The 17210-nt window shown below is 65.0% G+C and carries 16 protein-coding genes; 8 read left to right on the top strand and 8 right to left on the bottom strand.

Features of this window, described 5'->3' with window-relative positions; translation table 11 throughout:
• Window positions 1–64 precede the first annotated feature (64 nt).
• Complete coding sequence (locus AO716_RS06765) at window positions 65–583, top strand: O-acetyl-ADP-ribose deacetylase (protein WP_055240205.1); 519 nt, start codon at window positions 65–67, stop codon at window positions 581–583.
• A 19-nt stretch (window positions 584–602) separates the two neighbouring features.
• Here the strand turns inward: AO716_RS06765 and AO716_RS06760 are convergent, their stop codons facing one another.
• Window positions 603–1517, bottom strand: a complete 915-nt coding sequence (locus AO716_RS06760) for a GAP family protein (RefSeq protein ID WP_055240204.1) — start codon at window positions 1515–1517, stop codon at window positions 603–605.
• A 124-nt stretch (window positions 1518–1641) separates the two neighbouring features.
• On the opposite strand from AO716_RS06760, the gene AO716_RS06755 reads away from it, so the two are divergent.
• Together AO716_RS06755 and AO716_RS06750 are read left to right on the top strand one after the other, a co-directional pair.
• Window positions 1642–3036 carry a sensor histidine kinase gene (locus AO716_RS06755; protein WP_055240203.1) on the top strand — a complete coding sequence of 465 codons (1395 nt, stop codon included), beginning with the start codon at window positions 1642–1644 and terminating at the stop codon, window positions 3034–3036.
• Window positions 3033–3701, top strand: coding sequence for a response regulator (locus AO716_RS06750; protein ID WP_055240202.1), 669 nt, complete (start codon window positions 3033–3035; stop codon window positions 3699–3701). Before AO716_RS06755 ends, AO716_RS06750 begins: the two co-directional genes overlap by 4 nt.
• 45 nt (window positions 3702–3746) lie before the next feature.
• Here the strand turns inward: AO716_RS06750 and AO716_RS06745 are convergent, their stop codons facing one another.
• The 7 genes from AO716_RS06745 to AO716_RS17700 form a co-directional block, all read right to left on the bottom strand.
• The gene (locus tag AO716_RS06745) at window positions 3747–4613 is read right to left on the bottom strand and encodes an ABC transporter permease (protein WP_235472021.1); all 867 of its coding nucleotides are present in this window, start codon (window positions 4611–4613) and stop codon (window positions 3747–3749) included.
• Window positions 4610–5482, bottom strand: a complete 873-nt coding sequence (locus AO716_RS06740) for an ABC transporter permease (RefSeq protein ID WP_082413393.1) — start codon at window positions 5480–5482, stop codon at window positions 4610–4612. The genes AO716_RS06745 and AO716_RS06740 overlap by 4 nt, the downstream gene beginning before the upstream one ends.
• Window positions 5475–6443: an ABC transporter ATP-binding protein gene (locus AO716_RS06735; protein WP_055241934.1), complete on the bottom strand. Its 969-nt coding sequence runs from the start codon at window positions 6441–6443 to the stop codon at window positions 5475–5477. Before AO716_RS06735 ends, AO716_RS06740 begins: the two co-directional genes overlap by 8 nt.
• Window positions 6444–6568: 125 nt before the next feature.
• Window positions 6569–8041 (bottom strand): glycine-rich protein, encoded by a 1473-nt coding sequence (locus AO716_RS06730; protein WP_152969896.1) that lies wholly within the window; start codon window positions 8039–8041, stop codon window positions 6569–6571.
• Window positions 8042–8187: 146 nt separating this feature from the next.
• Window positions 8188–9129 carry a bifunctional methylenetetrahydrofolate dehydrogenase/methenyltetrahydrofolate cyclohydrolase gene (locus AO716_RS06725; protein WP_055241932.1) on the bottom strand — a complete coding sequence of 314 codons (942 nt, stop codon included), beginning with the start codon at window positions 9127–9129 and terminating at the stop codon, window positions 8188–8190.
• A gap of 20 nt (window positions 9130–9149) precedes the next feature.
• On the bottom strand, window positions 9150–10433 hold the full coding sequence (glyA, locus tag AO716_RS06720) for a serine hydroxymethyltransferase (protein ID WP_414826577.1): 1284 nt from the start codon (window positions 10431–10433) through the stop codon (window positions 9150–9152).
• 178 nt (window positions 10434–10611) lie between these two features.
• Window positions 10612–11154: a GNAT family N-acetyltransferase gene (locus tag AO716_RS17700; protein WP_055240199.1), complete on the bottom strand. Its 543-nt coding sequence runs from the start codon at window positions 11152–11154 to the stop codon at window positions 10612–10614.
• 144 nt (window positions 11155–11298) lie between these two features.
• On the opposite strand from AO716_RS17700, the gene purU reads away from it, so the two are divergent.
• The 5 genes from purU (at window position 11299) to mmsB (ending at window position 17193) form a co-directional block, all read left to right on the top strand.
• Window positions 11299–12144, top strand: coding sequence for a formyltetrahydrofolate deformylase (purU, locus tag AO716_RS17695; RefSeq protein WP_055241929.1), 846 nt, complete (start codon window positions 11299–11301; stop codon window positions 12142–12144).
• A gap of 101 nt (window positions 12145–12245) precedes the next feature.
• The gene (locus tag AO716_RS06705; protein ID WP_055240198.1) at window positions 12246–12770 is read left to right on the top strand and encodes a gamma carbonic anhydrase family protein; all 525 of its coding nucleotides are present in this window, start codon (window positions 12246–12248) and stop codon (window positions 12768–12770) included.
• Window positions 12771–12884: 114 nt separating this feature from the next.
• A complete protein-coding gene (locus AO716_RS06700; protein WP_055240197.1) occupies window positions 12885–14093 on the top strand; it encodes an ROK family transcriptional regulator in 1209 nt (402 codons plus the stop codon).
• Between the two features lie 239 nt (window positions 14094–14332).
• Entirely contained in the window at window positions 14333–15904 is a 1572-nt protein-coding gene (gene mmsA / locus AO716_RS06695; RefSeq protein ID WP_055240196.1) for a multiple monosaccharide ABC transporter ATP-binding protein, read from the top strand.
• Window positions 15901–17193 (top strand): multiple monosaccharide ABC transporter permease, encoded by a 1293-nt coding sequence (mmsB, locus tag AO716_RS06690; RefSeq protein ID WP_055240195.1) that lies wholly within the window; start codon window positions 15901–15903, stop codon window positions 17191–17193. The genes mmsA and mmsB overlap by 4 nt, the downstream gene beginning before the upstream one ends.
• Window positions 17194–17210: the final 17 nt, after the last annotated feature.

Genomic DNA, 17210 nt, shown 5'->3' with positions numbered 1-17210 from the left:
TCATCTCGATGGGGGAAGGGGGCAGGGGTTGCCGGAGCGCGGCTGCGGCTGGAAGGGTGGGCCGATGGACATTGTGCTGCTGGAGGGGGACATTACAACGCGGAATGTTGATGCTGTGGTCAACGCCGCCAACTCATCGCTGCTGGGTGGAGGCGGGGTGGACGGAGCAATCCACCGGGCGGCCGGACCGGAACTGCTTCAGGCCTGCCGCGCGCTCCGCCGGACCGATTATCCGGACGGCCTCCCGGTGGGCCAGGCCGCTGCCACGGAGGGGTTCAACCTTCCGGCCCGCTGGGTTATCCACACCGTGGGTCCCAATGCACTGGCTGGGGAGACCGACCCGGAGCTGCTGCGGCAGGCGTTCACCAATAGCCTTGACGTGGCCTTGCAGCTGGGCGCGTCGACGGTGGCTTTCCCTGCGATCAGCGCCGGCGTTTATGGCTGGGACGCGGACGACGTCGCGCGCACCGCGGTTCAGGCGGTCCGGAACCATCCCGGAACGGGCATCGAGAGGGTGGAGTTCGTCCTCTTCAGCGAACCGGTGGCGCAGGCATTCCGTACCGCGCTTGAATCCCGGGACTAGCCGTAGTGAGACAGCGCAACTAGCCGCCGAACGGGTTCCAGGACGCTCCGGGGAACAGTCCTGCCAGCCCCGCGCGAAGCAGCAGGAACCCGACGATTCCCACGATCCAGAGCACCGCTTCCCCGGAGGCCTTCGAGACCCAGGCACGCAAGCGCTCCAGCGGGCCGTCCAGGCGCCTGCCGAGCAGCCACCGGGACAGCAGCAGCAGTGCCGCCGGCAGCAGCATGACCAGGCAGTACAGCACCAGGATGCCCGCTGATGCGCTCCAGCCAACACCGGAGGCAGTGAGGAGCCCGACGGCGGCCAGGTACGGGAGCATGGTTGGCAGCTCCAGCACCCCGGCAAGCAGTGCCAGCCCCAGCAGCCCTCCCCGGGTGTCCAGAGCCTTTCCGATCCGTGACTGCCATCGGTGTTCTGTCGCCTGCGAGCGCTGCAGTGCGGCTGACGTTGGTGTGCCATGCGCCGAAGCGGAGGTGCCGGGTGCAGTGCTGCCCGGAAGATCGCTGCCAGCTTGTCCGCCGGTCACGCTGCCCGGAACAGCGTGTGCTGCGCCCGCTGCCCGAAGGTCGCCGGCGGCTGGTGCAGCCCCAGCGGCCGTCGCAGTGGCCGCCGCCCGGTTCCTGCCGGTGTCCTTGAAGGACCACACCAGCATGCCGGCACCGGCCACGAGCATGACGACCTGCACGGCGGGCAGTTCAAGAACCGCTCCGATACCCCCGCCGAGCATCCGTCCCAGTCCGGCTGCTCCCGAGAGAAGGAGCAGTCCCACGAGGAAGTAGAACAGCCCGACGGCGCCCAGATAGGTGGCTACCTTGCCCGTGGTGCGGCCTGCGTCCCGGCGCATCAATAACCAGAGCGGGATCACCAGGGTGCCGATGCTGGTGCTGTCTACCAGGGCCAGCACACCGAGCTGCAGAACGGTTTCCAAAGTCATAAACCCAGCCTCCCGGTTTCACTGTCCGCGCGAATCCGGCGTTGGTTGGACGCGGCGTCGTCCTTTAGTGCCATGCCGCTTCAACCTACTTGGCGGAAGGCAAAGCCGAGGTCAGGATGGAGACATGAACTTCTCCCCCGGTCCGGATGCCCCGGCCCGCCGGATCCGGCGCGAAGACATCCTGCTTGCTCCCGGATACGCCGCGCTGGCGTGGCTGCTGCACTCACTGGACCTGACCGCCACCGGGAACCCGGCAGTCCCGTCGCTGGAACCCTGGTGGCCCGTTCTCACTGTGGTCGGCTGCGGAGCCGTCCTGCTCCGCCGGCGCCATACCGCCGTTATGGTGGCTGTCTGCGGCACCATGGCAGTTGCTCTGGTCCTGGCAAACAGCAGCGCCGGGCTGTTCCTCGCCTTCGAAGCCGTCTTCTCCCTGGTCCTCTTCGGCTCGGACCGGGCGGCCAGGCGGGCTGAGGTCAGCGTCCTTGCCCTGTGCCTGGCCTCAGGTACAGCCGTATGGTCATTGACCGGGGACCTGCGCGACGCCGTCACGGTCATCCTGCTGACCGGCATGGTGCTGCTGCTCCCGGCGGAATGGGCCTCCAATCTCCGCAAAGCGGCCCAGCTGGCCGAGAGTGAGGGTGCGAGGGCCGCCGCGATCCGCGCAGCTGCCAGGGACCAGGAACGCCTGGCAGCCCGGGAACAAGAACTGGCGCTGGCCGCTGAACGCCAGGACATGGCCCGGGAGCTTCACGACGTCCTCTCCTCCCGCCTTTCCGCCATTGCCCTGCAGTCCGGGGCGGCGCTGCGCGCTCCGGCAGGCAGCACCCTGCACGCCGAGGTACTGGCCCATGCCCGCCGGGAAAGTGTCCAGGGACTGGAAGAGCTCAACGGTATGATCCGCACACTGAGCAGCGGCGTTCCCCGGCCCCTTGCCGGAAGTGTCAGGGACCTCGACGCCGTAGTCGACGGCCACCGTTCAGCAGGCCTGCAGATCACGTGGAACAACCTTCTGGATCCGGATAAGGCGCTCCCCGGACCCGTGCAGGCAGCGGTATACCGGATCGCCGTAGAGGCACTGGTGAATGCTGCCCGCCACGCCGAGGGTGCGCGGGTCGATATGAGCCTGGAGCCTGTTCCCGGCGGTGTCCGGCTGGTGGTGGAGGACGACGGCGGCACAGCAGGGCGGGCGGTGTCGGTCCCCGGAACGGGCACCGGACTGCCCAGCATGCTGGCTCGGGCCGAACAGCTGGGAGGCCAGGCCTGGGCAGGCCCGACAACACAGGCAGGCCCGGTGACGCAGGCAGGCCTGACAACACAGTCAGGCCTGGCGGCACAGTCAGGCCCTGCAGCCCAGTTCGATCCGGCGGACGGAACCGGCTGGCGGGTGGAGGCGTTCCTTCCCGACGGCAGCCAGGAGGCCCCGGCCGAAGACGTTCAATGTGATCCAGCACCTGCCAACACCCGGGTCAGCCAGCGCACAATGATGCCAGGGAACGTCTTCCGGGGGAACGTCGCATGAGCACGGACATCACGGTTTTGCTCGCGGATGATCACGCCGCGATCCGTCTCGGCATGCGCATGGTCCTGGAAACCGAGCCCGGCTTCCAGGTGGTGGGCGAAGCGGCCGACGGCGCCACAGCCCTCTCCATGGCCCGGACCCTTCGCCCGGATGTGGTGCTGATGGACCTGCGTATGCCCGTGGTGGACGGGGTGCAGGCCACCGGGGAGATTGTTGGCGCCGGACTGGCAAAAGTCGTTGCCCTCACCACGTTCGACCACGACTCCTATCTGTTCGGAGTTCTCTCAGCAGGAGCCTCGGGTTTCCTGCTGAAAACTGCAGAGCCGGTGGAAATCACGACGGCGCTGCGCCGGGTCCACGACGGCGGCACGGTGATTGCCCCGGAAGTTGCCGGCCGGCTGGTGACGGCGTTCGTGGCCGGACGGGAACGTGCAGCCCAGCAGACCCCGGCGTCTCCCGCTGCCCCTGCGCCGGAACTCGAGCTGACGGCCCGGGAAGAGGAAGTCCTGGATTGTCTGGCCGAGGGCCTTAGCAACGTGCGGATTGCCAGGAAACTGGGAATCTCCGAAACCACCGTCAAGACCCATGTTTCCCGGGTGCTCAGCAAGCTCGGTGTTGAATCCCGGCTGCAGGCCGCCCTCGTGGCCCGGGTTCGGGCCTCCTGAGACTGGAGCCCTCCCCCGGCACGGCCGCTGGTTCGCGGTGCCCGGCTACTTCTGGAACAGAGCCTCCAGGCGCCGGGTGGTCACGATCAGTCCGATCGCGATCATCACCACGAAGTACAGCAGGTGCCCCGCCGTGGCTATGCTAAACGCTCCGGCACTGATCTGGCGCAGCATCTCCACGCCGTGCCACAGCGGCAGCGCCTGGATGATCCACTGCACTGCCTGCGGGTACACGCTCAGCGGGTAGAAAGTAGCGGAGAACAGGAACATCGGCAGCATGACGAAGTTGACCCAGTCCAGCTGCTGGAAAGTCTTCATGTAGCTGGTGATCGCCATGCCGAAGGACGCAAACCCAAACGCGACCACTACCGCTGCGGGGATCATCAGGAGCGCAACCGGAGAGGTCACCAGCCCCATGGCCGCCATGACGGCGGTAAAGCCGGTGGCGTACATGGCCCCGCGCAGCAGCGCCAGCAGGATCTCCCCAAGGGCGACGTCGAGCGGCCCCAGTGAGGTGGCCAGCATCCCCTCATAAAGCTTGGCGTAGTTCAGTTTGAAGAACACGTTCATGGTGGAGTCGTAGACGGCACCGTTCATGGCCGAAACGGCCAGCAGCGCGGGAGCAATGTACGCTGCGTAGCTGATCTGCTCCCCGCCGGGACCGGTGACGGTGCCGATGAGGGCGCCCAGGCCGATTCCCATGGCGATCAGGTACAGGACCGGTTCGACGAACCCGCTGATCATGATGGACCAGTTGGTTCCCCACGTCGCTTTGAGTCCGCGGGCAAAGACAGCCCGGATGTTCCGGGCGTAGAGCGATCCCAGGAACCGGCTGCCTGCCTGTCCCGGTGAGTTTGAATCGACGGCGTCCTGCGCTGACAGGGTTCCGCCGCTGCGCTGTCCGGTGCTCATTTGCCCAGCCTCCTGGTGAAGGTCCGCCGTGCCAGCAGCCATCCCCCGGCGGCGAGCACCAGCAGGTAGGCCACATGCACCACGGTCAGGGCTGCGGGCTCGGCAAGTCCGTAGCTGAAAAGACGGCCAAGTTCAGTGGCATGCCAGAGAGGCGAAATCCAGCCAATCCAGCGGATGATCATCGGCAGCGTATCCAGCGGGAAGAACGTGCCGGAGAACAGGAACAGCGGCATAACAATAAAGCGCTGGACCATGGCGAACTGGCCGCGGTCTTCGGTGATGGAGGCACTGTAGGCCATCAGCGGGAGGCCGAACGCCAATCCGCCCAGGATGGCGGTGAAGATCATCAGCCAGGCTGTTGCCGGGTTGCCCGCCGCGCCGAACAGCAGCAGGAAGGCGAAGTACGCACCGCAGGTGATGAGCAGGCGGACTCCCAGTCCAAGCACGTGCCCGTCCACGAGCTGGCCGCTGCTTAGCGGCGAGGCGTTGGGGCCGTAGTACGTCCGGCGCCATTTGAATCCGGACATCACGGTGTAGGTGTTTTCTTCGCTGGAGACCATGATCGCCGCCGTCGCCAGCAGTGCCGGCGCCACGAACATCAGGTACGAGACAGAGTTCCCGTTTCCGGTTTCGAATGCTGCGTTAGTGCCGGTGTCCACCAGGGAGGCCAGTCCAATGCCCATTCCAAACAGGTACACAAGCGGGGTTCCGACGGCGGTGACCAGCACCGTAACGCCGTAACCGCGCATCCGGCGCAGCCAGTGCTCCGCATAGTAGACCGCGCCGAAGCGACGGGCCCGGCTGGCTGTTTGTTCAGGTGTGAGCGGAGAGCGCAGCCCGAGCACTGCGTGGGTGCGCTGCTCAGTCAACGAGGCTCCTTCCGGTGAGCCGGAGGAACACGTCCTCCAGCGAGGAGCGCCGCACCAGCGAGGTGATGGGCCGCAGGCCCCTGGCGCTGACCGCTTCCAGCGCCGCTTCGCCGTCGTTGGCGTAGATCAGCACCCTGTCCGGCAGCGTCTCGATCCGCTCTCCGATGCCTTCGAGTTCGGCCGCGACCGTGGTGTTCCGTTCCGACCCGAAGCGCAGTTCCACCACTTCGCGGGATGAATGTGTGCGGATCAGGGCGGACGGGGAACCTTCGGCCATGATGGTGCCTTTGTCCACCACAATCAGGCGGTCGCAAAGCTGTTCTGCCTCGTCCATGTAGTGGGTGGTGAGGATCAGCGTCACGCCGGCTTCCTTGAGCCGGAACAGACGGTCCCAGAGGATGTGGCGGGCCTGCGGGTCCAGGCCGGTGGTCGGTTCATCCAGGAGCAGGATCTGCGGATCGCTGATGAGCGAGCGTGCAATGGTCAGCCGGCGCTTCATACCCCCGGAGAGGTCGTCCACGCGTGCCTTGGCCTTGTCAGTGAGCTGTGCGAATTCGAGGAGTTCGTCTGCCTTGGGCTGCAGGTAGCTCTTGGGCAGCCCGAAGTAGCGCCCATAGGCAAGCAGGTTGTCACGGACACGGAGTTCCTCATCCAGGTTGTCCTGCTGCGGGACCACTCCCAGGTGCGCCCGGACTTCCGGGCCGTTGGTGTTCGGGTCAAGGCCCATGATCGCCAAGTCACCGGAGGTTCTCCGGGAGACACCGCCGATCATCTTCATGGTGGTGGACTTGCCGGCGCCGTTGGGCCCAAGAAGTCCGAAGGACTCCCCCGCCGGTACTTCGAAGCTGATTCCGTCAACGGCGGTGAAGTCGCCGTAGGACTTAGTGAGGTTCGACGCGGCAATTACCGGTCCCTGGAAGCCGCGCACGGCGGGAGTTTTGGAGGTTGTGATCTGCGGCACCCGGCAATCATAGTGCAGGGTGCCCGGGGACACACGCAGGCCCGCCCTCCATTGCGGGAGGACGGGCCTGCGGCAGCGTTTCGCTAAGGAGTCTCGGCACGGACCGTTGCTGCCCTCGGAGCCTTCTATGGCCTTTCGATGGTGTCCGTAAGCGGTTTATTGGCTTCACGCAGCCGTTCCTCCGCCGGACTCAGCGGCTCGTCCGACTCATCCTCTGCGTCCTCGTCCTGTGCATCTGCGTCCTTACCCTCCGTGCCCTTCGCCTTCGTGTCCTTGTCCGGAGTGCCCTTCCCGTTCGTGTCCTTGTCCGGAGTGCCCCCATTCCGGGTGTCCTGCGGGAGGTCAACGTAGTCATCTGCGGATTCAGCCGGCGGCGTGGGAGTCGCTGCGAGCGTCAGTTCCGCCCGCGTCACCGCAGAGTCGTTCCAGTACGCGCCCATTCGGTGCTTCGCCGTAAAGGTGTAGGTGAGAGTGTGGGTACCCTCAGCGATGCCCTCAACGGGCAATGTGATGTCGCCGTCGGTCGTACCGGTGGCGATAGGCTCGCCGTCGAGTTCGAGCGTGTACGTGCCGTCGACCGGGCTGCCGCCAAGGATGCTGTCCTGCGCGATCCCGCGCACTTCGAATGGCGAGCCTGCAGCCACTTCCGCGGGCCCGTATAGGACGGCGTCCACCTGAAGCGGGATGGTGACCTTCACGGTGCTGTCAGCCCTCTGCAGACCCCAGCAGGTGAAATCCAGGTTGGGGCATGCTTCCTCCAGCACGGTGAGCTGCGGTGCATCGGAATTGATCCAGCTCATGCCGGCCCCGCCGCCGCTGCCGGCACCAAAGCCCAGGCGCTTCTTGCCCGCGCCTCCCGCCGTACCGCTGGCAGGGTAGCCGCCGCCTCCGGCACCGCCGCCTCCGCCGGAGGTCATGAAGCCGGCACTCTTGCCGTTCTCCCCCTCCTTGCCGTAGCGCGCGAATGAGGGATTGTCCTCCGCGTTCTTCCCGGGGTTGCCGGCATGCTTGCCCCAGCCCCACCCGGGTTGCTCGCCGGTCGCTGCGTCGCCGCCTGCCCCGCCGAAGTCCACGTCAATGTTGAAGGGGCGGAAATCGCGGTCGCCGCCGTGACCACCACCTCCTCCGCCGCCCCCTGCTACCGCAAGCAGTTCACCGTTGAGCTTCAACGCGGAGGCGCCGCCTCCGCCGTTGCCGACACTCCCACTCCTGCTCTTGTCGCCGCCCTTGCCGCCGTCGACGAAGCCCTGACCGGCCGTGCGGAACACGTCGCCCGATTGCCCTGCGTACAGTGTCAGGGTGTCCCCGGGGGTGACGGCAAGCTGCAGCAGGTAGCTCTGACCACGGCCACCGGGTTGTGAGCAGTTGACGCAGCCGCCGTCGCCCCCGCGGAGGGCAACGAGCACATCTGTCACCACTCCGGGGACCACCCAGTCGCTGCCTTTGGGATCACTGAAGGTGAACTCGTGCTCGAGCAACGGGGCGGCCTGTGCTGCGGCCGGAGCGGTGAGGGTCATACCCGTGGCGATGAGTGCGCACGCCACCGCGGCAGCGGCGGCGCGGCGAGCCATGCGCGAAGGAAGCCTAAATTTGGACATAGTCCATTTATAACTTGGACTCAGTCCATTATCTATCCGTGACGCGCCACGCCAACGGCTGGTCCCCGAGCGACTTAAGATCCCAGGGAGCGGAACCCGACGCGCCGTGCGTCCGGTTCCGCTCCATGTTTCGTACGGTGTGTGTGCTACGCGGCCGGTAGGATTCCTACACTGCGTTCCGCAGCTTCAACCACGTTGGCCAGCAGCATGGCGCGGGTCATGGGCCCCACACCGCCGGGGTTCGGCGACATCCAGGAAGCGACGCTCATGGCATCCTTTTCGACGTCGCCGCTCAGGGTGGTCTTGCCGGATTCAGGATCCGTGACGCGGGTGACGCCGACGTCCAGGACGATTGCGCCGGGCTTGAGCTCGGCGGCCTTGACCATTCCCGGGAAGCCGGCGGCAGCCACTACAACGTCGGCATCCGCGAGCAGCTCGGGCAGGTTGACGGTGCCGGTGTGGGCGAGGGTGACCGTGGCATTGATCTGGCGGCGGGTCAGCAGCAGCCCCAGCGGCCGGCCAACTGTGACGCCCCGGCCGATCACCAGCACGTTCTTGCCGGTCAGGACCAGACCGTTCCGGACCAGCAGCTGCACGATCCCGTGCGGGGTACACGGCAGCGGCGAGGTCATCGGATCGGAAACATTGAGCACCAGCCGGCCCAGGTTCACCGGGTGGAGCCCGTCGGCATCCTTCTCCGGCGCGATGCGCTCCAGGATCGCGTTGGTGTCCAGGTGCTTGGGCAGCGGGAGCTGGACGATGTAGCCGGTGACTGCCGGATCCTCGTTCAGCTCATCGATGGCCTTTTCCAGCTCTTCCTGGGTGATGTCTTCCGGCAGGTCGCGGCGGATCGAGTTGATCCCCACCTGCGCGCAGTCCTTGTGCTTGCCGCCTACGTAGGAGTGGCTGGCCGGGTCGTCGCCTACCAGGACGGTGGCAAGCCCGGGGGTAATGCCGTGCTCGTCTTTAAGGACCTGGATACGGCCTGCCAGCTCGGTCTTGATTTCCTTCGCGGCCTTGATCCCGTCCAGGATCTGGGCCGTTGCGGGCGCCTGGGCTGTTTCAGCGTTATCCACGGCGCCTTCCATGTTCGTGCCTTTTTCCACGTTTACCATTCCTCCTGGCCCGGGTAGAGCGGGAAGTCCTCGGCCAGCGCGGTGACGCGGCGGCGGAGGGCATCGGTGTCCGGCGCGGGCTTCAGTGCCGCGGCGATGATTTCTGCGACCTCGGTGAATTCTTTCGCGCCGAAGCCGCGGGTGGCGAGGGCAGGAGTGCCGATGCGCAGGCCGGAGGTAACCATCGGCGGGCGCGGGTCGAACGGAATCGAGTTGCGGTTCACGGTAATGCCCACAGAGTGCAGCAGGTCTTCGGCCTGCTTGCCGTCCAGCTCCGAGTTCCGCAGGTCCACCAGGATCAGGTGGACATCGGTGCCGCCGGTGAGCACGGAAACTCCGTGTTCAGCTACATCAGCGGCGGTCAGGCGGTCGGCAATGATGCGCGCGCCTTCGAGCACGCGTTCCTGCCGCTCCCGGAATTCTTCGGAGCCGGCAACCTTGAACGCCACTGCCTTGGCAGCGATGACGTGCATGAGGGGACCGCCCTGCTGTCCCGGGAAGACGCTGGAGTTGATCTTCTTGCCGAATTCTTCCTTGGCCAGGATCATTCCGGAACGCGGACCGGCGAGGGTCTTGTGCACGGTGGAGGTCACGACGTCGGAGTACGGCACCGGGCTCGGGTGCAGGCCTGCTGCCACCAGGCCGGCGAAGTGGGCCATGTCCGTCCACAGGTAGGCGCCAACCTCGTCGGCGATCGAGCGGAAGGCCGCGAAGTCCAGCTGGCGGGGGTACGCGGACCAGCCGGCGATGATGACCTGGGGCTTTTCGGCGAGCGCCTGTTCGCGGACCTTGTCCATGTCCACGCGGTAGGTGTGCTCGTCCACGCCGTAGGCTGCGACTTCATACAGCTTTCCTGAGAAGTTCAGCTTCATGCCGTGGGTGAGGTGGCCGCCGTGTGCCAGGTTCAGGCCCATGATCTTGTCCCCGGGCTTGATCAGCGCGGCCAGGGCGGCAGCGTTTGCCTGTGCTCCGGAGTGGGGCTGCACGTTGGCGAACTCGGCACCGAACAGGGCCTTGACCCGCTCGATCGCCAGGTTCTCGGCAACATCAACCTGTTCACAGCCGCCGTAGTAGCGGCGTCCGGGGTAGCCCTCGGCGTACTTGTTGGTCAGGACGGAGCCCTGCGCTTCAAGGACGGCACGCGGCGCGAAGTTCTCTGATGCGATCATTTCCAGCGTATTGCGCTGGCGGGCCAGTTCCCCGTTGAGGACGGCTGCAATCTCCGGGTCGACCTCGGAGAGGGGAGCATTGGTGACGGGCTGGGTGGATAGTCTCACGTGGATCTCCTGGGAAAGGGTGTTCTATAGGTCAGGCTACCTGCCGGGCACCCCCGGGTTCCGGGCATGACAAACAGATGACGACGTGACCATGGCCCAGGCGTGCGATCCGTGGTTTGACTTGCTTGTGCCGCTTCCTGGTGGTTACCCACCCAACGCCAGTTGCGACGCTTACATCTTAGCCCGCAGTGAGCTCTTCCCACTCGAACCCGGTAACGTTCCCCGCTTCCCAATCCGACCGGAGACAGCCGTAGGTCACTTCTGCCAGGCGGCGCCCGTTTTCCAGCGGCCATTGTTCACGCAGGTGCGCTTCCTTCACGAAGCCGGAGCGCAGGAGCGTCTTGCGCATTGCAATGTTGTCCTCGCGCATTCGTCCGGCGAACCGGCGCAGGTTCGGATAAGTCCGGAACACCTCGTCGGTGAGGGCCCTCAGGACCGGAACGCCCTTGCCTTCCCCGCGGTGCTCCTCCACAAGGCGAAGGTCGAAGTAGGCGCATTCTTCACCGAGGTCCTCGAGGATCACCAGGCCCAGGCGGTGGTTGCCCCCGAAGACCCAGAAGGTGCGGACGCCGTCGGATTCAAATCTGCCTTCCAGCAGCAGCCTGCGCACCAGCTCTTCCGACGGTGCGGTGATGCGGTGGAACGGGAAGGCGTTGGTGGTCAGGAACTTGACCAGCTCTTCTTCGTCCTTATCCATGAGCGGGGCGAAAGTAACGTCCATTCACCCAGCCTAGGCCGTTGGACGCCGGGCGGTAACCTTGGGAAGGTGAGAGAAAATGCCTCCGCCGGGCTGCCGGCGTCCCCCGTTTCCACCACACCGGCCACCGACTCCGCTGCGGGTGTACCCGCCGAAGGTTCGGCGGCAGTGTCCAGCCCCTACACGCTGACCCTTTCCTGCGCCGACCGTCCGGGGATTGTCCATGCGGTCTCCGGCGCCCTCGCCGGGGTGGGCGGGAACATCACCGAGTCCCAGCAGTACGGCAGCCCGGATTCGGGCACCTTCTTTATGCGTGTGGATTTCACGGCGCCGGGCGGCTATGACGATGTCCGCGCACGGATTTCCGTTGTCGCCGAACAGTTCGGCATGGACTGGGAACTGCACCGCGCCGGGGTTCCGGTACGCACCCTGATCATGGCTTCCAAGGACGGGCACTGCCTCAACGACCTGCTTTTCCAGCAGCGCGCGGGCGACCTTCCCATTGAAATTCCCGCAATCGTTTCCAACCACCGGGACCTGGCCGGCCTCGCAGAGTTCTACGGGGTGCCGTTCCACCACATTCCGGTCACCCCGGACACCAAGCAGGAAGCCGAGGACCGGCTGCGTGCCCTGATGGCTGAACTGGACATTGAGCTGGTGGTACTGGCCCGCTACATGCAGATCCTCAGCAATGAGCTGTGCCAGGACCTCTCCGGCCGGGCGATCAACATCCACCATTCGTTCCTGCCGTCCTTCAAGGGTGCCCGCCCCTACCACCAGGCACACGCCCGCGGCGTAAAGCTGATCGGGGCAACGGCCCACTACGTCACCTCGGATCTGGACGAGGGCCCGATCATCGAGCAGGAAGTCATCCGGGTGGATCACTCCCGGACTGCCTCGCGCCTTGCTGCCCTTGGCGCCGGGGTGGAGGGCCGCACGCTTTCCAAGGCAGTGCAGTGGCACGCTGAACACCGCGTGCTTCTGGACGGCCGCCGGACAATCGTTTTCAACTAGGCAGTTCAATCCGCCAGACGGGTCAATCAGCCCAGCGGGGCCGGCGGCGGGCGGGCACCACGGTCAGCCTGCCAGCCGCCGCATCCCGTTAGAGTTGTCGCATGGCTCACATCGTTACGCTCCGCGGCAAGACGCCCGTCACCGACCCCTCCGTCTTCCTGGCCCCAACCGCGTCGCTGATTGGCGACGTCGAACTGGGCCCGGGTGCCAGCGCCTTTTACGGCGTCTGCGTGCGCGGGGATTCAAACTCGATCCGGGTCGGGGCAGGAACCAACCTGCAGGACAACGTGGTGCTGCACGCTGATCCGGGCTTCCCCACCAGTGTCGGTGAACGGGTCAGCGTTGGACACAACGCCGTCGTACACGGGTGCACCGTGGAGGATGACTGTCTGGTGGGCATGAGTGCCACCATCATGAACGGTGCGGTGATCGGCGCAGGTTCGCTCGTGGCAGCAGGTGCCCTGGTACTCGAGGGGACTCAGGTCCCGCCCCGCTCCCTGGTGGCCGGTGTACCGGCCAAGGTGCGGCGCACCCTGACGGATGAGGAATTCGCGTCGGTCCAGCGCAACGCCGCCCATTATCTGGAGATGGCAGCAGAGCACCGCGAGGCTCTGGCCGGGCGCTGACCTTTTGCCTGCAAGCGGGCGAATACTCCCCCGGCGGATTCAATTCGTTCCGCCGGGAATATAGCTTGTGTTCATTTCTTGACGACAAGCATTTCATATAGGACGCTGAACTTTATGTCTGCCGAATCACCCTCGACGATGAGGGCACTGCCCGCCGGCCGCCGGCGCACCAAACCCGGCTCCCAGTCTGCGCTCCGGGCCCGCAACCAGCTGCGCATCCAGGAGGCCCTGCTGGCCGCCGGACCGCAGACCCAGGCAGAGCTTTCGCGTTCCACCGGCCTTTCCAGCGCTACGGTGTCCAACATTGTCCGGCAGCTGTCTGAGGCCGGACTTGTCATGACTGAACCCACCACCAGCTCCGGCCGCCGTGCCCTGTCAGTGCGGCTGAACGACAACGGAGCGGTCGCAGCCGGGATTGACATCGGCCGCCGCCACGTGCGCGTGGTGCTGGCAACACTCGGCTACCGGATCATCGGTGAGGATGCGATCTCCCTTCCCGCCGGCCACAGTGCCGACGAGGGCATGGACGCCGCGGCCGAGCTCTTTGATTCAGTCCTCCGGGACGCCGGTGTGGACCGTGACCGAGTACTGGGCGCCGGCGTCGGAATCCCCGGCCCGATTGACCGCCGCAGCGGCACCGTGGTCCGCGGCGCGATCCTGCCTGAGTGGGTGGGCATCAACATGCGTGAGGACCTTGCCGGACGGCTGCGGGTGCCCATCCACATCGACAACGATGCAAACCTTGGTGCCCTGGCGCAGGTGACCTGGGGGCCGCACGGCGGCTGTGAGAACCTCATCTTCGTGAAGGTGGCCACGGGCATCGGTGCCGGGCTGGTCATCAACGGATCCCTGTTCTACGGACACGTGGGAATCACCGGGGAAATCGGCCACGCCACCATCTCTGACCAGGGACTCATCTGCCGGTGCGGCAACCGGGGCTGTCTGGAGACCGTAGCCTCTATTGCCACCATGATCGACCTGCTCAGCAGGGCAGCCGCAGAGCCGGTCACCACCGCTGACATCATCCGGCAGGCCTCTGCCGGAGATCCGGCGACACTTAGGGTGGTGGACGACGCGGGGATGGCAGTGGGCCGCGCGATGGCCGGAATCGCCAACGCACTGAACCCCGAAGTGATTGTGGTCGGAGGTTCCCTCACCGGTCTCGGTGACGCTTTCCTGAACCCGATCGAGCGCGGACTGCTCCGCCACGCCGTACCCCTGATCGGCGAAACGACCACCGTAACGATGTCTTCACTTGGCGACCGCGCCGAAGCGCTCGGCGCAGCTGCCCTGGTGCTGGCCCAGGCCGATGCGGTGCTCTGACCTGCCGGTTCTTCAAGCAGTCTATTTATTTAGAATCTATGTTTTTTCATGAAGTTTCGACGCTTGTGTTCAAGACTTGACGACAAGTACGGATTACGAGTTTACTTCTCTATCGACCCTCATTTTGGGTTTTGGCACGACAAAGAAGTCACAACGGGAGGCACTTATGCGAGCAGCAGTCGCAGCTCGGGCAACTGGAGCGCTCAGCGCCCAGTGCCCCTACGGCAGGGAAATCACACATGCCGCATAACCACACCATCCTGGAAATGCGTTCCATCACCAAGGAATTTCCCGGCGTCAAGGCGCTTTCAGAGGTCTCCATTACCGTAAAGGCGGGCGAGATCCACGCCATTTGCGGTGAAAACGGGGCCGGCAAATCCACCCTCATGAAGGTTCTCTCCGGGGTCTACCCGTACGGGACCTACACGGGCGAGATCATCTACCAGGGCGAGGAAGTCCAGTTCAAGGACATCCGTTCCTCCGAAGCCGCAGGCATTGTCATCATCCACCAGGAACTGGCACTGATCCCGGAGCTCTCCATCGCGGAGAACATCTTCCTGGGCAACGAACCCCGCCGGTTCGGCATCATCGACTGGGACAAGGCGAACCTCGAAGCTTCCGAGCTCATGGCCCGCGTAGGCCTGGACGAGGATCCCACCACGCCCATCAAGGACATCGGCGTCGGCAAGCAGCAGCTGGTGGAAATCGCCAAGGCCCTGAGCAAGCGGGTTAAGCTGCTCATCCTCGACGAGCCGACGGCTGCGCTGAATGAGACGGATTCCCAGCACCTGCTGGACCTGATGGCAGGGCTTCGTTCCAAGGGCATCAGCTGCATCATGATCTCCCACAAGCTCAACGAAATTGAGCAGATCGCGGATTCGATCACCATCATCCGCGACGGCAAGTCCATCGAGACCATCGACGTCGCAGCTGACGGCGCGGACGAAGACCGCATCATCAAGGGCATGGTCGGCCGGTCGCTGGAATCCCGCTTCCCCGACCACACCCCCAGCATCGGCGAGGTGTTCTTCGAGGTCCGGGACTGGACCGTGGGGCACCCCACGGTGGCGGACCGCCGGGTCTGCAAGGGCTCCAATTTCCACGTCCGCCGCGGCGAGATTGTGGGCTTTGCCGGACTTATGGGCGCCGGGCGCACCGAACTTGCACGTTCGCTGTTCGGCCGGTCCTACGGAAACTTCATCAGCGGCCAGATCATCAAGGACGGCAAGGAAATCGTCCTCAAGACCGTTCCGCAGGCAATCAACCACGGCTTGGCCTACGTTACTGAGGACCGCAAGACGCTGGGGCTGAACCTGCTCGATGACATCAAGGCCACCACCGTCGCCTCAAACCTGAAGAAAATCACCAGGGGCGTCGTCGTCGACAAGGACGAAGAATACCGTTACGCCGAGGAATACCGCCGCAGCCTGCGGACCAAGGCTCCCACGGTGGATGAAGGCGTTTCCAAGCTCTCCGGCGGCAACCAGCAAAAGGTTGTCCTGGCCAAGTGGATGTTCACCGACCCGGACCTGCTGATCCTGGATGAGCCCACCCGCGGCATCGACGTCGGCGCGAAGTACGAGATCTACGGGATCATCCAGCAGCTCGCCAACCAGGGCAAAGGCGTGATCGTGATTTCTTCCGAGCTCCCCGAACTCCTTGGTCTCTCCGACCGCATCTACACCATTTTCGAAGGCGCCATCACCGGCGAGGTTGCCAAGGCTGAAGCCAGCCAGGAAAACCTCATGAGGCTCATGACCTCCGCCGGCAAGCAAACCTCCGACTACGCCACTCAAGGACCCCTCTCATGAAAGCAGTCAAACAGCTCCTGAGCGGCAACGGCCGCCAGTTCGGCATGATCTTCGCCCTCGTCGTCCTGATCGGCCTCTTCCAGTGGCTGACCGGCGGCAAGACCCTGACGCCCACGAACATGATCAACCTGTTCAACGGCAACTCCTACATCCTGATCCTGGCCGTTGGCATGGTCTTCGTGATCATTGCCGGGCACATCGACCTCTCGGTCGGTTCCGTGGCGGCCTTCACCGGAATCCTGGTGGCCCTGGCCATGCGGGACTGGGGCATTCCCTGGTGGGGCGGCATCCTGCTCGGCCTGGTCATCGGTGCCGCCATCGGAGCCTGGCAGGGCTTCTGGGTGGCATATGTGGGAATTCCGGCGTTCATCGTGACGCTGGCCGGCATGCTGATCTTCCGGGGCGCCAACCAGTGGGTCGGCAAGTCCAACACCGTTCCCGTACCGCAGGAATTCCAGTTCATTGGTGCCGGCTACCTGCCTGAAGTTGGCCCCAACACGGGCTTCAACAACCTGACCCTCCTGCTGGGCCTGCTCCTCGCCGCCTTCGTAGTCGTGGGCGAGCTGCGCCGCCGCGCCAAGACTGTGAAGATTGGCTCCGTCAATCCCCCGGCCTGGGTCGCTGTGACCAAGACCGGCCTGCTGGTTGCTGCCATCCTCTACGCAACGTACCTGTTCTCCACCGGCCGTCCGGGCACCTCCTTCCCGGTCTCGGGCATCATTTTGGCCATCCTGGTGATCCTGTACGTGTTCATCTCCACGAAGACCGTGATCGGCCGCCATGTCTACGCGGTGGGCGGCAACCTGCACGCCGCTGAGCTCTCCGGCGTGCAGAGCAAGAAGGTCAACTTCCTGGTCATGATGAACATGTCCATCCTGGCCGCGCTGGCCGGAATGATCTTCGTTGCCCGCTCCACCGCCTCCGGTCCCTTCGACGGCACCGGCTGGGAACTGGACGCAATTGCGGCCGTGTTCATCGGCGGCGCCGCGGTGTCCGGCGGTGTCGGCACCGTGGTTGGCTCGATCGTCGGCGGCCTGGTCATGGCAGTCCTGAACAACGGCCTGCAGCTCCTGGGTATTGGCGCCGACCTGACCTCGATCATCAAGGGCCTGGTCCTGCTGATCGCCGTCGCACTGGACGTCTACAACAAGAGCCAGGGCAAGCCGTCCATCATCGGCATGATGATGAAGAACTTCGGTTCCAAGGACAAGCTGACCGTTCCGGCTCCCGTGAACCCCAAGCCTGAAATGCCCACCGGCACCAAGTCCACCATCGGAACGGATGCCTAAGCCCCACCGGGCCCATT

Source organism: Arthrobacter sp. Edens01 (genome assembly GCF_001307035.1).
In the GTDB taxonomy this organism is placed as follows: domain Bacteria; phylum Actinomycetota; class Actinomycetes; order Actinomycetales; family Micrococcaceae; genus Arthrobacter_B.
Note: the sequence above shows the minus strand (reverse complement) of the source record. Positions and strands in the feature narration are given on the sequence as shown.